Genomic DNA, 11,406 nt, shown 5'->3' with positions numbered 1-11,406 from the left:
GGCGCCCGGCCAGGGGCGCCCGGCCAGGGGTGTCCCCCAGTACAGATGCCATCCTCTCAAGGGAAGCCGCTAAGCGGCTCAGGGAGATCCGATCAGCGCAGCACCAGCACCGGCACCGGTGAGTGCGTCAGCACATGCTGGGTTTCGCTGCCCAGCAGCAGGCGCTGCAGACCCTTGCGACCGTGCGAAGCCATGACGATCAGGTCGCAGTCATGCTTTTTGGCCATCTCCACAATCGACTCGGCCACCAGGTCTGAGTGGGCGATTTCGGTGGTGACATTGACCTTGCGTTCATGGCCAAAGGCTTTGACGCCGTTCAGCAGGGTCTGGGCCTGATTGGTCCATTGCTCCTCAACGCGCTTGGCTTCCTTGATGTCCAGCAAGTCGCTGCCTTCCAGGTAGCTGCGCGGATAGTGCGAGACAACCTTGAGCGCAATCACGCTGGCGCCGCACAGAGCGGCCAGATCCAGGCCTGCATGCACAGCCTTGTCTGAGAGTTCGGTGCCGTCGGTAGCAATCAAAATGCGGTTGTACATAGCTTTCTCCTTAGGTTGCATGCGTTGTAAATACAAGCATATGTCGATTGGGCAGTTAACGGTTGATTAATGTCAAGGTGGGTATCATCTGGCGTCGTTACGCTTGAAACATGTCCCAACACACTACTGTCCAGCCTTCCGCGGCAGAGCATGCTGTTGCTGACACCGGTTTCCTGAACTTGTCCCAGATGCACAGTCATCTGCTGGACGATCCGCAAGAATGGAGCTCGTTTGGTCGCCCCGCCGGCCAGAGCTCCAAGGCCCCAATCTCCGAGAACGCAACCGAGTCCCCGGTGTGGGATTCCTTTGTGGTTCTGGAGGGCATGCACTGTGCTGCATGTGCGCTGACCATCGAGGAGGCGCTTCGGGCTGTCCCCGGAGTGCAGGCAGCCGAAGTCAGTGCCGCAACGCGCCGAGCCCGTGTCGAGTGGCGTCCTGCCCAGGTGCTTCCATCGCAATGGATGGAGGCCGTATCGCGTGCCGGCTATCGCGCCTTGCCCGCGCGCGACGCGTTTGCGCGCGAACTGCGCCAGGCCGAGACGCGCCGTGCCCTGTGGCGCTGGCTGGTGGCCGGCCTGTGCATGATGCAAGTGATGATGTATGCATGGCCAGCCTACACGGCGCGGCCCGGCGACCTGTCGCTGGAGATGGAGACCTTGCTGCGCTGGGCATCCTGGGTGATTTCTCTGCCCGTGGTGCTGTTTTGCTGCGGGCCCTTCTTCAAGAGCGCGCTCAAGGACATCACCCAGCGCCGCGTGAGCATGGACTTGCCCGTGGCCCTGGGCATGTTGATCACCTTTGTCATCAGCACGCTGGGCACTTTTGATCCCTCCGGTCCCTTCGGTCAGGAAGTCTTCTTCGACTCGCTGACCATGTTTGTCTTCTTCCTGCTCACAGGACGCTGGCTGGAGCTGCGCCTGCGCGACCGCACGGCCGGTGCACTGGAAGCCGTGATGAACCGGCTGCCGGATTCGGTGCTGCGTCAGCAGCCCGACTCGGGAGAGTTCGAGCGTGTGGCCACGCGCCGCCTGCGTGTGGGTGATGTGGTGCGTGTGCTCACGGGCGAGGCTTTCCCCGCAGACGGCCGGATTATGCGCGGCACCACCCATGCCGATGAGGCGCTTCTGACTGGCGAGTCCACGCCTGTTTTGCGCGCACAAGGCGATGCAGTCACCGCCGGCAGCTACAACCTGGACAGTGTTGTCGATGTGAGAGTGGACAGCGTGGGTGAGGGCACCCGCTTTGCGCAGATCGTGAATCTGATGGAAAGCGCTTCGCTGCAAAAGCCAGCCCTGGCCCAGTTGGCCGACAAGGTGGCCCGGCCTTTTCTCGTTGTGGTGCTGCTGGCGGCGCTGGCTGCCGCCATCTGGTGGTGGCCCACCGACCCGGGCAAGGCCATGATGGTGGCCGTGGCCGTGCTCATTGTCACCTGCCCCTGTGCGCTTTCTCTGGCCACGCCCGTGGCCATGCTGACGGCGGCCGGCACCCTGGCGCGCAGCGGCGTGCTGGTGCGCAATCTGCAGGGGCTGGAGGCGCTGGCCGCCGTGGATACGCTGGTGTTCGACAAGACCGGAACGCTGACGCGCGACGGCCTGGTGCTGCGCGCGCTGACACCTGCTGAAGGTCAAAACACTGATGAGCTGCTGGCGCTGGCCGCCTTGCTGGCGCGCCAGTCCATGCATCCCGCTTCCAAGGCACTGGCGCAGGCGGCCGAGGTGGCCGAACTGCCTGCCAGCGCATGGCTGCTGGATTCCGTCCAGGAAATCGCTGGCAGCGGCCTCGATGTCTGGGTGCAGGCGCGCAGCAATACCGCCTTGCGCCGCCATCTTCGTCTGGGCTCGGCCGCGCATTGCGGCGTGCCCGAGTTGGCTCCGCATGAGCCAGGGCAGAGCGTGGTGCTGGCCGAGGAATCGCAAGGTGGCTGGCTGCCCCTGGCACAGTTCCATCTGAGCGAGGATGTGCGCCCTGAAGCGGCCCAGGTCATTGCCAACCTCAGGCTGCAAGGCGTGACGGTGCAACTGCTCTCGGGTGACCGCTCTGCAGCGGTGCAAACCGTGGCCGCCAAGCTGGGCATAGAGCAGGCGCAGGGCGACTGCAAACCGCAGGACAAGCTGGCCACCATGCAGGCGGCACAGGCGGCAGGGCATAAGGTTGCCATGGTCGGCGATGGCCTGAATGACGGCCCAGTTTTAGCCGGAGCGCATGTCTCTTTTGCTTTTGGTAAAGCAGTGCCGCTGGCACAATCGCAAGCAGACTTCGTGGTACTGGGAGACAGCCTGGAGTTAGTGTTGCAAAGCCTGTTGCTGGCCCGACGGACCCTGTCCGTGGTGCGCCAGAACCTGGGCTGGGCAGCAGCCTATAACGCGATCTCTATTCCTCTGGCCCTCGTGGGCTGGATGCCTGCCTGGCTGGCAGGGCTCGGCATGGCGCTGAGCTCCTTGCTGGTCGTCGCCAACGCAGCCCGTCTTGCACGTGCGTTGCCGCTGCAGGCTGTAGATAGCAACGCGTCCGCCCCCGCGCACCTTGCGCCGCGGGGCACCGTCATGCCACTGACTCAAGGAGGCCATTGATGGACATTTTGTATGTATTGATTCCGCTGTCGGTTGTTCTGGTCATGGCCATTGTGGCTGCCCTGTGGTGGGCCGTGTACCGGGGCCAGTTCGAGAGCGTGGAACAAGAAGGCGAGCGCATTCTTCGCGACGATTGATGTGGCTCAACGAGCCCGACCAGAAACCAATGAACACTTTGCAAGATATCTAAGAGGTGCCCGATGGAAGCAACAAATAACAATGCTGTCTATTACGACGACACCGTCGTAAGACAGTTCTCTATCATGGCCGTGGTATGGGGGGTGGTAGGTATGGCGGTGGGCGTGTTTATCGCGTCCCAGCTGGCCTGGCCGGAACTCAACTTCGGCATTCCATGGCTGAGCTACGGACGTCTGCGTCCGCTGCATACCAATGCCGTGATCTTCGCTTTTGGTGGCTCGGCGCTGTTCGCGACCAGCTACTACGTGGTGCAACGCACCTGCCAGACCAAGCTGTTCATGCCCAAGCTGGCCAGCCTGACCTTCTGGGCCTGGCAACTGGTTATCGTCGGCGCGGCCATCAGCCTGCCTCTGGGTTACACCCAGGGCAAGGAATACGCCGAGCTGGAATGGCCTCTGGACTTGCTGATTGCCGTGACCTGGGTGTCCTATGCCATCGTGTTCTTCGGCACTATCGGCATCCGCAAGGTCAAGCACATCTATGTGGCCAACTGGTTCTTCGGTGCTTTCATTCTGGCCGTGGCCCTGCTGCACATCGTCAACAATATTTCCATCCCCGCCGGCTGGATGAAGAGCTACTCGGCTTACGCCGGCGTGCAGGATGCGATGGTTCAGTGGTGGTACGGGCACAACGCCGTGGGCTTCTTCCTGACCGCCGGCTTCCTGGGCATGATGTATTACTTCATCCCCAAGCAGGCGGGCCGTCCCGTGTATTCGTATCGCCTGTCGATCGTGCACTTCTGGGCGCTGATCTTCACGTACATGTGGGCGGGTCCTCACCACCTGCACTACACCGCTTTGCCTGACTGGACTCAGTCCGTGGGCATGGTGTTCTCGCTGATCCTGCTGGCTCCCAGCTGGGGCGGCATGATCAACGGCATCATGACGCTGTCGGGTGCCTGGCACAAGCTGCGCGACGATCCCATCCTGCGCTTCCTGATCGTGTCCCTGTCGTTCTACGGCATGTCCACCTTCGAAGGCCCGATGATGGCCATCAAGACCGTGAACGCGCTGAGCCACTACACCGATTGGACCGTGGGCCACGTGCACTCCGGCGCTCTGGGCTGGGTGGGTCTGATCACCATGGGCTCTCTGTACTACCTGATCCCTCGTCTGTTCGGCCGCGAGAAGATGCACTCCGTGCCCGCGATCGAGCTGCACTTCTGGATGGCGACCATCGGCATCGTGCTGTACATCGCCGCAATGTGGATTGCCGGTGTGATGCAGGGCCTGATGTGGCGCGCTGTCAACCCCGACGGCACGCTGACCTACACCTTCGTGGAAAGCGTGAAGGCGACCTATCCCTTCTATGTGATTCGCGTGACTGGCGGTCTGCTGTATCTGGGCGGCATGCTGGTGATGGCATGGAACACCTGGAAGACCGCAATGGCCGGCCGTTCCGTCAAGGTGGCAGTGCCTGCCGTGGTGGCTCACGCCTGAGCATTGAGGAGCAAAAGCAATGTCTGATCAAAATAACGCAGCTCCCAAGAGCTTTTCGCACGAGAAGATCGAGACCAGCAACTTTTTGCTGATCGCGCTGACGCTGTTCGTGCTGACCATTGGCGGCCTGGTCGAAATCGTGCCGCTGTTCTTCCAGAAGTCCACGACCGAAGCCGTGGCGGGTCTCAAGCCCTACACGCCGTTGCAGCTGATGGGGCGCGACGTCTATCTGCGCGAGGGTTGCTACAACTGCCACTCGCAGATGATCCGCCCCTTCCGCGCCGAGACCATGCGCTATGGCCACTACTCGGTGGCTGGCGAGTTCGTCTACGACCACCCGTTCCAGTGGGGCTCCAAGCGTACCGGCCCCGACCTGCATCGCGTGGGCGGCAAGTACAGCGACGAATGGCATCGCATCCACCTGAACAACCCGCGTGACGTGGTGCCCGAGTCCAACATGCCTGCTTACCCCTGGCTGGAAGCCAACAAGGTGGATGACACGGCCGTGGCAACGCGCATGAGCGCGCTGCGCAAGGTGGGCGTGCCGTACACCGATGCGGAAATCGCCGGTGCTCAGGCCGAGGTCAAGGACAAGACGGAGATGGAGGCAGTGATTGCCTATCTGCAGGTCCTTGGTCGCGCCGTCAAGTAAGAGAGAAAGGGCTGGAAATGGATATCACCACCATGCGTATCGTGGCCACGCTGGCATCGCTGGCGTGTTTCGTGGGCATCTGGTGGTGGGCGTATGCCCGCCGCAACCAGGCCCGTTTTGACGAGGCAGCTCAGGTTCCATTCCTGGAAGACTGAGTCTGATCACCACAACGAGAACATCCCATGAGCGATTTCATTAACAATTTCTGGTCGGTGTATGTCGCGGCGATTACGCTGATCGGCATCTTTGGCTGCTTGCTGCTGCTGATTCTGGTGGCCCGCAAGAAGGTCGTTCCCTCGGGCGACAACACCACAGGCCATGTCTGGGACGAAGACCTGCGTGAACTCAACAACCCCATGCCCAAGTGGTGGATGGGTCTGTTCGTGATCACCGTGGTTTTCAGCCTGGGCTATCTTGTGGTCTACCCAGGTCTGGGCGGCTTCGGCGGCAAGCTGGACTGGAGCCAGACCGGCGCCTACGACAAGGAAATGGCCAAGGCCAAGGCGGACCTGGAGCCTCTGTATGCCAAGTTCACCAGCATGCCCACCGAAGAAATGGCCAAGGATCCCCAGGCCATGGCCATTGGCGAGCGTCTGTTCATGAACAACTGTGCGCAATGCCACGGCTCTGACGCTCGCGGCAGCAAGTCCTTCCCGAATCTGGCGGACGGCGACTGGTTGCATGGCGGATCTCCCGAGAAGATCAGGGAGACCATCACCAACGGCCGTATCGGCATGATGCCGCCCATGGCGGCAGCCGTGGGCTCGGCGGAAGATGTGCGCAATGTGGCGCACTATGTGCTGAGCCTGTCGGGCAGCCCTCACGATGCCGTCAAGGCTTCGCAAGGCAAGTCCAAATTCGTGGCCTGTGCGGCTTGTCACGGCATGGACGGCAAGGGCAACCCCGCGCTGGGAGCGCCCAACCTGACCGACGACATCTGGCTGCATGGCTGGGGCGAGGCGGCAATCGTGAACATCGTCAACAACGGCAAGCACAATGAGATGCCTGCCCAGAAAGAGAAGTTGACGGAGGCTCAAATTGCCGTGCTGGCCTCCTATGTCTGGAGTCTTTCGAATACGCAAAACCAGAAGTAATGCGTTTTGAAAAGGCGGTGCCCTGGCACCGCCTTTTTTGCGTTTCAATTTTCAGTAATTACAAAAATATTAAGGAACTGCGATGCCGTGCGATCAGGGGAAGCCCCGAAAAGTCATACCGATCACGCCTGAGCCTCATGAGGGCGGGCCTGAGCTGGTGCCTATGTTCGCTTCCGAGCAAAAAGTGTACTCACGCTCAATCAGTGGCGTGTTCTCACGGTGGCGCTGGGCCATGGTGTTTCTGACCCAGATCGTCTTCTACGGCCTGCCCTGGCTGCAGTGGGGCGAGCGCCAGATGGTGCTGTTCGATCTGGGGGCCCGGCGCTTCTATCTGTTCGGACTGGTGCTGTACCCGCAGGACTTCATCTATCTGACGGGGCTGCTGATCATCAGCGCGCTGGGGCTGTTCCTGTTTACCGCCGTAGCCGGGCGCCTGTGGTGCGGCTTCTCCTGTCCGCAGACGGTCTACACCGAGATCTTCATGTGGATCGAAAGCAAGGTCGAAGGCGATCGCAGTGCCCGCATGCGTATCGACAAGAGCGGCTGGACTTTGGAGAAGATCTGGAAAAAGTCGCTCAAGCAGTTTCTCTGGATCGTTCTGTCTCTTTGGACAGGTTTCACCTTTGTCGGCTACTTCGTGCCCATCCGTGAGTTGGGTGTGGAGCTGATGGCCTTCCAGGGCAACTGGCAGATTTTCTGGGTGGCGTTCTACGGCTTCGCCACCTACGGCAACGCCGGCTATATGCGCGAGCAGGTCTGCAAGTACATGTGTCCCTATGCACGCTTTCAGAGTGCCATGTTCGACAAGGACACCATGATCGTCAGCTACGACGCCGAACGTGGTGAAGCTCGCGGCCCGCGCAAGAAAGACGTTGACTACAAGGCACAGGGCCTGGGGGACTGCATAGATTGCAAGCTTTGCGTTCAGGTCTGCCCCGTGGGTATCGATATCCGCAAAGGACTGCAGTACGAGTGCATTGGCTGCGGTCTGTGCATCGATGCCTGCAACTCCGTGATGGACAAGATGGAGTATCCGCGTGGCCTGATCCGATTGACCACTCAGAATGCCGTAGCCAAGGCCTGGAAGCAGGTGCAGGTGATTCGCCGCATTTTCCGCCCGCGTGTGCTGATCTACTCGGCCGTGCTGGTGGCCCTCAGCGCCGCCATGATCGCCAGTCTGGTGCTGCGCGAGCCGCTCAAGGTCGATGTGATTCGCGACCGTGCTGCGCTTTCGCGCATCGTGGCGGGCGGCAAGCTGGAGAACGTCTACCGTCTGCAGATCATGAACGCCACCGAGTCCGAGCAGCGCTACCGTATCAGCGCCGTAGGCCTGGAGAATCTGGAAGTCGCATCCGAGCAGGAAGTGAGCGTTGGCCCTGCAGAGACACGCGGCATTGCGGTGCGGCTGCAGATTCCGTATGGCTCGGCAACTCCCGGCTCGCACCCCGTACACTTCAATGTGGACGCAGTGACTGCCGGAGCAGGGCGTATTTCCGAGAAGACGGTGTTCCTGGTGCCGCGTTAATGCCAGGTCTTGCCGGTCTTCGTGAGCCATCACGGAGGCCGGACAAGGGCACCGCCAATCGGCAACAATTTATGCCACCCTGCCATGCGTGCCTGGGTGGTCAGAATTTTGGAAAGAGGTTTCATCATGTCGGCAGCACAAGCCAAGGTCTCGCAAACGGCCAAGATCATCCACCCCGAGGACGGCAAGCCCTGGTGGAAGTTTGCCCATGTCTGGCTCATCATCGCCGGCCCGGTGATCGTGGTGATTGCCGGCTTTGTCACCGCATACATCGCACTGAGCAGGCCCGATCCCGTGATTGACCCCGACTACTACCGCCATGGCATGGAAATCAACCAGCGCCTGAGCGAAAGTGAAAAAAGCCTGGCCCCAGCAGTCACCGGCCGCAATCATGCGGCCACGCCAGCCAAGGATCATCCGCTGGATCGCTGAGCGCTCCGGCGCTTGCTTCGCCAAGGTCGCTTTTGCGGCCTTTTTTGTTGCCGATATCAAAATCAGAGCGTGTTGCGCATGCACCGTCTAACGTTGATGTAGAAGTAAATGGTTTTTTGATATTCGGATTGAGAAGGGTGCTACTGAAAAGAGAGTAATTCAGGGTTTCCCGCCACGGTGCATGCCCGCAGTCCTGCATGAACGGTCACCACTGTTGTGCAAAATATGATCAAGCCCACAGCCCAAGGAGAATCAGGATGGATGCTCGACGCTGGATGTGGATTGTCTGGCCGGCCTTTCTGGCGGCGGCAATCATGGAGATGGTGGTTTTTGCCTTTGTGGACCCGCTGGATGTGCACTGGCTGGGCTCCCCACTGGACTGGTCGCGCCAGGCCATCTATACGGTCGCTTTTTTTGCCTTCTGGGTCGTGACGCTGATTGGAGGTGCGATGACGGTGATGCTGGGGCGCTCCGTCAGCGATCTCAATGGCGGCATCGTTTCCGAGCCTCTGCCCGATTAATTCGCACAGATAAAAAAGCCCGCTGTCCGCGGGCTTTGTCTTGAGAGTGTCTGTCGAATCGGTTCAGCTCTGGCATTGCTGGCTGTTGACGATGCGTTTGAGCGCCTCGGTATCCAGGATGCGCAGGTGGCGCTGCTTGACTTCCACGATGCCTTCCTCTGCAAATTTGGAGAAGGTGCGGCTCACGGTCTCGAGCTTGAGGCCCAGGTAACTGCCGATTTCTTCGCGCGTCATGCGCAGCACCAGTTCCGACTTGGAAAAGCCGCGTGCCGACAGGCGCTGGACCAGGTTCAACACAAAGGCCGCCAGGCGCTCTTCGGCACGCATGCTGCCCAGCAGCAGCATCACGCCATGCTCACGCACGATTTCGCGGCTCATGACCTTGTGCACATGGTTTTGCAGGGCCGTGACCTCGCGCGAGAGCTGCTCCAGTTTGTCAAACGGCATGACACAGACCTCGGCATCTTCCAGGGCCACGGCATCACAAGTGTGGTGGTCGTTGACGATGCCGTCCAGACCAATGATTTCGCCAGCCATCTGAAAGCCTGTGACCTGATCGCGTCCGTCTTCGGTGGCCACGCTGGTCTTGAAGAAGCCGGTTCGAATGGCATACAGAGAGGTGAACTCTTCGCCATTGCGAAACAGCAGCCCGCCGCGCTTGACCTTGCGGCGCGTGGCCACAATCTCGTCAATGCGCTCCATTTGTTCATCGTCCAGGCCCATGGGCATGCACAGTTCACGCAGATTGCAGTTGGAGCAGGATGCTTTGATGGTCTGAAGATTCATGGGCTTTTTGCAACGGCGCAGACAGACACAGAGTGGAGAGTCGCGCTGGTCATTGACCTCGTGGTTGAAGATGAGATGGATCAAATTGTCGCAGCACTTGCCTTGAGGTCTCTTGATTTTCATCAAGGACAGGGTGATTGCCTTGGGGCACATTGCCTGTATTCGTTCAAAAACATGCGCTTTTGCCTATTTTGGGCATGATTTTCAGGATCTGATTTCCATTGAAATCTGCTCTATACAGAGTGTGGGCGCACCCTAACTCCCAGTTATGACCGCAGTCACGCCTGAGTTGCTGAGCCGCTTTGATATCCCCGGCCCACGCTACACATCGTTCCCAACAGCCGACCGTTTTGTTGAGGCTTTTGGTGCAGACGACTACATACTGGCACTCAAGCAGCGCAAGACGCATTCTGGCTCGCGTGCTTTGCCCCTGTCCGTTTATGTGCATGTGCCGTTCTGTGAGTCGCTTTGCTATTACTGCGCCTGCAACAAGATCGTGACCAAGCATCACGAGAAGGCTGCCGAGTATCTGGACTACCTGAGCCGCGAGCTGGCCATGCATACCGAGCATTGCGGCAAAGGTCAGCTCGTAAGCCAGCTGCATCTGGGCGGAGGCACACCGACCTTTTTCAGCGATGCCGAGTTGCAGCAGCTGATGGTTTTGATGCGTGAACATTTCAAGCTGGATCCCGCGGGCGAGTACTCCATCGAGGTCGATCCGCGCACCGTCAGCAACGAGCGGCTGAGAGCTCTCAAGGACATGGGGTTCAATCGCCTGAGCTTTGGCGTGCAGGACTTTGATCCCGCGGTGCAGAAAGCGGTGCATCGCGAGCAGCCCGCCGAGCAAGTCTTTTCGTTGGTGGCCGAGGCACGCCGCCTGGGCTTTGTCTCCATCAATGTGGACCTGATCTACGGGCTGCCCAGACAGACGCCCGAGTCTTTTGCGCGCACGCTGGCACAGGTCAATGAGCTGCGCCCCGATCGCATTGCACTGTATGCCTATGCGCATCTGCCCGAGCGCTTCAAGCCGCAAAGGCGCATCGAATCGGCAGACCTGCCTGTGGGGCAGGACAAGCTGAACATGCTCTCCGGCGCAATTGATGCATTCATGGATGGCGGCTATGTCTATGTAGGCATGGACCACTTTGCGCTGCCTGACGACTCTCTGGCCATTGCCAAGCGCCAGGGGCGCCTGCATCGCAACTTTCAGGGCTACAGCACCCAGCCTGATTGCGATCTGATTGCACTGGGCGTATCGGCTATCGGCAAGGTGGGTGCGACCTACAGCCAGAACGTCAAGACTCTTGAAGAGTACTACGATGCCGTCGATGGAGGCATGCTGCCCGTGCAGCGCGGACTGGCGCTTTCGCGTGACGATCTGGTGCGCAGAGCCGTCATCATGTCCATCATGTGCCAGGGCTCCGTCCTGTATGAGCCCATGGAGCAGGCCTGGCTTATCAATTTCCGCGAGTACTTCGCTGCGGAGCTGGATGCGCTGGCAGAGATGCAGCGCAATGGCTTGGTCGAGCTGTCCGTCGAGGGCTTCAAGGTCACTGGCCTGGGCTGGTTTTTTGTGCGCGGAGTAGCCATGCTGTTTGACCGATATTTGCAGGCTGACCGGAACCGCGCCCGCTTTTCGCGCATCATCTAGCG

General features: G+C 60.0%; 12 protein-coding genes. 10 read left to right on the top strand and 2 right to left on the bottom strand.

What is annotated here, in order from left to right; genetic code table 11:
- Positions 1 to 92: 92 nt before the first annotated feature.
- On the bottom strand, positions 93 to 536 hold the full coding sequence (locus AAIL67_RS02015; protein ID WP_003080460.1) for a universal stress protein: 444 nt from the start codon (positions 534 to 536) through the stop codon (positions 93 to 95).
- A 188-nt stretch (positions 537 to 724) separates the two neighbouring features.
- Between AAIL67_RS02015 and AAIL67_RS02010 the strand changes: the two genes are divergently transcribed.
- The 9 genes from AAIL67_RS02010 to AAIL67_RS01970 all read left to right on the top strand — a co-directional run bounded on the left by AAIL67_RS02010 (position 725) and on the right by AAIL67_RS01970 (position 8,967).
- Positions 725 to 3,106, top strand: coding sequence for a cation-translocating P-type ATPase (locus tag AAIL67_RS02010; RefSeq protein WP_343483361.1), 2,382 nt, complete (start codon positions 725 to 727; stop codon positions 3,104 to 3,106).
- Positions 3,106 to 3,243 (top strand): cbb3-type cytochrome oxidase assembly protein CcoS, encoded by a 138-nt coding sequence (ccoS, locus tag AAIL67_RS02005; protein WP_003056328.1) that lies wholly within the window; start codon positions 3,106 to 3,108, stop codon positions 3,241 to 3,243. The genes AAIL67_RS02010 and ccoS overlap by 1 nt, the downstream gene beginning before the upstream one ends.
- 63 nt (positions 3,244 to 3,306) lie before the next feature.
- Positions 3,307 to 4,743 carry a cytochrome-c oxidase, cbb3-type subunit I gene (ccoN, locus tag AAIL67_RS02000; RefSeq protein WP_034351806.1) on the top strand — a complete coding sequence of 479 codons (1,437 nt, stop codon included), beginning with the start codon at positions 3,307 to 3,309 and terminating at the stop codon, positions 4,741 to 4,743.
- 19 nt (positions 4,744 to 4,762) lie between these two features.
- On the top strand, positions 4,763 to 5,395 hold the full coding sequence (gene ccoO, locus AAIL67_RS01995) for a cytochrome-c oxidase, cbb3-type subunit II (protein WP_003063130.1): 633 nt from the start codon (positions 4,763 to 4,765) through the stop codon (positions 5,393 to 5,395).
- Positions 5,396 to 5,412: 17 nt separating this feature from the next.
- A complete protein-coding gene (locus tag AAIL67_RS01990; protein WP_003063128.1) occupies positions 5,413 to 5,550 on the top strand; it encodes a CcoQ/FixQ family Cbb3-type cytochrome c oxidase assembly chaperone in 138 nt (45 codons plus the stop codon).
- 27 nt (positions 5,551 to 5,577) lie between these two features.
- Positions 5,578 to 6,489: a cytochrome-c oxidase, cbb3-type subunit III gene (ccoP, locus tag AAIL67_RS01985; RefSeq protein WP_003063126.1), complete on the top strand. Its 912-nt coding sequence runs from the start codon at positions 5,578 to 5,580 to the stop codon at positions 6,487 to 6,489.
- A gap of 82 nt (positions 6,490 to 6,571) precedes the next feature.
- A complete protein-coding gene (gene ccoG, locus AAIL67_RS01980; protein WP_034394184.1) occupies positions 6,572 to 8,014 on the top strand; it encodes a cytochrome c oxidase accessory protein CcoG in 1,443 nt (480 codons plus the stop codon).
- A gap of 126 nt (positions 8,015 to 8,140) precedes the next feature.
- Positions 8,141 to 8,446, top strand: a complete 306-nt coding sequence (locus AAIL67_RS01975; RefSeq protein WP_003063123.1) for a FixH family protein — start codon at positions 8,141 to 8,143, stop codon at positions 8,444 to 8,446.
- Between the two features lie 257 nt (positions 8,447 to 8,703).
- A complete protein-coding gene (locus AAIL67_RS01970; protein WP_003063120.1) occupies positions 8,704 to 8,967 on the top strand; it encodes a hypothetical protein in 264 nt (87 codons plus the stop codon).
- A 63-nt stretch (positions 8,968 to 9,030) separates the two neighbouring features.
- Here AAIL67_RS01970 and fnr read toward each other — a convergent pair whose 3' ends face one another.
- Positions 9,031 to 9,753 (bottom strand): fumarate/nitrate reduction transcriptional regulator Fnr, encoded by a 723-nt coding sequence (gene fnr, locus AAIL67_RS01965; RefSeq protein WP_034369963.1) that lies wholly within the window; start codon positions 9,751 to 9,753, stop codon positions 9,031 to 9,033.
- Between the two features lie 268 nt (positions 9,754 to 10,021).
- Here fnr and hemN point away from each other — a divergent pair, with 268 nt between their 5' ends.
- Positions 10,022 to 11,404, top strand: a complete 1,383-nt coding sequence (gene hemN / locus AAIL67_RS01960; RefSeq protein ID WP_034394190.1) for an oxygen-independent coproporphyrinogen III oxidase — start codon at positions 10,022 to 10,024, stop codon at positions 11,402 to 11,404.
- The last annotated feature ends 2 nt before the right edge of the window (positions 11,405 to 11,406 follow it).

Source organism: Comamonas sp. A7-5 (assembly GCF_039581385.1).
GTDB classification, from domain to species: Bacteria; Pseudomonadota; Gammaproteobacteria; order Burkholderiales; family Burkholderiaceae_C; genus Comamonas; species Comamonas thiooxydans.
The sequence above is the reverse complement of the archived record's forward strand: the minus strand, read 5'-3'. Positions and strand labels throughout refer to the sequence as shown.